Below are 2,636 nucleotides of genomic sequence, written 5' to 3'. Positions count from 1 at the left end.
AGGCGGGTCGTGTCATCAGTGTCGTCGGACACCGAGATCGCGTCATGCAGTCGCTCCAGCAGCGGCTGATGGGCGCCGATGCGCTCGATCCCCCGCCGCACATCCAGGCAGAGGATATTGTCAGCACCCTCCCAGATCGTGTTGACTTGCGCATCGCGCAAAAGCCTTGCCACCGGCCATGTTTCGATATAGCCGTTGCCTCCGTGGATCTCGATCGCGTCGGAGGCCATGGTGATGCCGAGCCGGCACACCTTGAGCTTGGTGACCGGCACGGCAATCCGCTGCCGCACCCGTCTGGGCTGGCGGTGGTTGGCCAGGCCCACGCCGTCGAACACCAGCGCCTGGGCGGCTTCGACGTCGACGATCATTTCGGCGAGTTTGCGGCGCATCAACGGTTTGTCGATCAGGCGGTCGCCGAAGGCCTGCCGCTGGCGGGTGTAACACAGCGATTCGACCAGGGCGCGCCGCGCGTTGCCCAGGGCGAACAGGGCGATTCCGAGACGGGCGGCGTTGGTCAGCTCCATCATCCGGCCCAGACCTTTGCCGTCCGACGGCTGCGCGTCGGTGCCGGACTGGTCGATGCCGGGCTGATCGGTGCTGGGCTGGCCGGACAGCAGGAAGGCCTCCGCGTCGACCAGCTCCACCTCACCGGAGGCCACCGAGCGAGTGCCCAGCTTGTCTTTCAGTCGCCGGATGCGAATGCCGTTGCGCGTCCCGTCGCGACGAGTTCGCAGCACCAGGAAGCTCGCCGCGCCGCGGCTGGAGTCCGGGGCACCCTCGGGCTTGGCCAGCACGACGAAAACCTGGCCGTCGCAGTTAGAGGCAAACCACTTGAAACCGTTGAGCAGCCAGGCATCTCCGTGTCGGGTAGCCGTGGTCTCCAGCGCTCCGAGGTCGGAGCCGCCGGCCCGCTCGGTCAGTAGCTGAGCGGTCTCGCCCTCCCATTCCCCGCTGGCGAAGCGGGCGAGGACATGCTCGCGCACGTCGGCGGGCGCATAGGCCGCAACCAGCGACTTGACCATGCCGCCGCCCGTTCCCAGGGCACAGCCCATGCCGATGTCGGCCTGATCAAGCAGATAGTTGGCCGCGAACATCGGCATCGACGACGCGATGCCGGCCCGACGCGCATCGTCTTTGAGCGCCTTCTGCGCGCTCAACACCGCCCGTTTGGACTCGATGAACGACGTCGGCTGAACCACCTGGCCGATGTCGTGGCCCCAGCGGTCGTAGCGTTCCAGATGGGCCGGGTGGCGGTCGGTCTGCTCAGCCCACCGCGCCACCGGACCGCCCATCAACTCACCGATGTCATTGAGATGTGGCTCGACGACGGCCAGCTCATCGGGCTGCAAGTAGTAGGCCATCGTCAGCTGCAGCGTGGGGTCGGTGCGATACCAGTTGAGGCCGACGGCTCCCCGGTAGTTCTCGGTGCGGTAGCGCTCCGATTTCTCAGGCGTGCTGAACGGCAGCCGGTCGACCGGCTCCGCTTCGTATCCGGTCATGGCCGTCGCTCCTATTCCCCCAGACGGTCGACGGCGGCGGCGATGCGCTCGTCGGTGGCCGTCAACGCCACCCGGACGTGCTGGGCGCCGCGCGCGCCGTAGAACTCACCGGGTGCCGCCAGAATGCCACGCTGAGCCAGCCAGCCGACGGTGTCGCGGCACGGCTCGCCGCGGGTGACCCAGAGATAGAGACCGGCGTCGGAATAGTCAATGGTGAAGCCGGCCGACCGGAACGCCGGCAGCAGCACATCGCGGCGACGTCGGTAGCGCTCGCGCTGCTCACGCTCGTGGGCATCGTCGTCCAAGGCAGCGACCATGGCCGCCTGCACGGGTCGCGGCACCATCATCCCGGCGTGTTTGCGCACCGCCAGCAGCTCATCGACCAGGGCGGCGTCGCCGGCGACGAAACCGGCCCGGTAACCGGCCAGCGAGGAACTCTTGGACAACGAGTGCACCGCGAGCAGACCGGTGTGGTCGCCGTCGCAGACCGACGGATGCAGAACCGAAAGGGGTTGCGCGTCCCAACCCAGGCCCAGATAGCACTCGTCGGAGGCGACCACCACACCGCGCTCGCGGGCCCAGCCGACCAGCTTGCGCAGGTGATCGACCCCCAGCACCTGACCGGTCGGGTTGCTCGGTGAGTTCACGTACAACAGGGCCGGCGCCTGGGGACCGAGCTGGGTGAGCGAATCGGCAACGAGCACCCGCGCACCGGCCAGCCGCGCGCCGACGTCATACGTCGGGTAGGCCAGCTCGGGCACCACGACCGAATCCTCGGCGCCCAGGCCGAGCAGGGTCGGCAGCCAGGCGATCAGCTCTTTGGTGCCGATGACCGGTAGCACGGCCGACCCGGTCAGCCCGGTAATGCCGTACCGGCGGCTCAGCGCGGCGACCGCCGACTCGCGAAGCTCCGGTGTGCCCGCGGTGGTGGGGTATCCCGGTTCGGCGCTGGCCGAGGCCAGCGCGTCACGGATTATCGGCGCAACCGGGTCGACCGGCGTGCCGACCGACAGGTCGACGATGCCGCCCGGATGCGACTTGGCCAGCGCGGTCGCATCGGCCAGGGTGTCCCACGGGAACTCCGGCAATGTCGCCGACAGTCGCCGGCGGTTCACCAGGCTGCTCAGTCGTCGTGAG

The 2,636-nt window shown here is 68.6% G+C and carries 2 protein-coding genes; both read right to left on the bottom strand.

Features of this window, described 5'->3' with window-relative positions; genetic code table 11:
* The coding region (locus VN856_RS07200) for an acyl-CoA dehydrogenase family protein (protein WP_325687549.1) at nucleotides 1–1,499 on the bottom strand (1,499 nt) is incomplete at its 3' end.
* Nucleotides 1,500–1,510: 11 nt separating this feature from the next.
* Nucleotides 1,511–2,599 carry a succinyldiaminopimelate transaminase gene (dapC, locus tag VN856_RS07195; RefSeq protein ID WP_325687550.1) on the bottom strand — a complete coding sequence of 363 codons (1,089 nt, stop codon included), beginning with the start codon at nucleotides 2,597–2,599 and terminating at the stop codon, nucleotides 1,511–1,513.
* Between the last annotated feature and the right edge of the window lie 37 nt (nucleotides 2,600–2,636).

The sequence above is a fragment of the Mycobacterium sp. genome (assembly GCF_035603715.1).
Lineage (GTDB): Bacteria > Actinomycetota > Actinomycetes > Mycobacteriales > Mycobacteriaceae > Mycobacterium.
The sequence above is the reverse complement of the archived record's forward strand: the minus strand, read 5'-3'. Positions and strand labels throughout refer to the sequence as shown.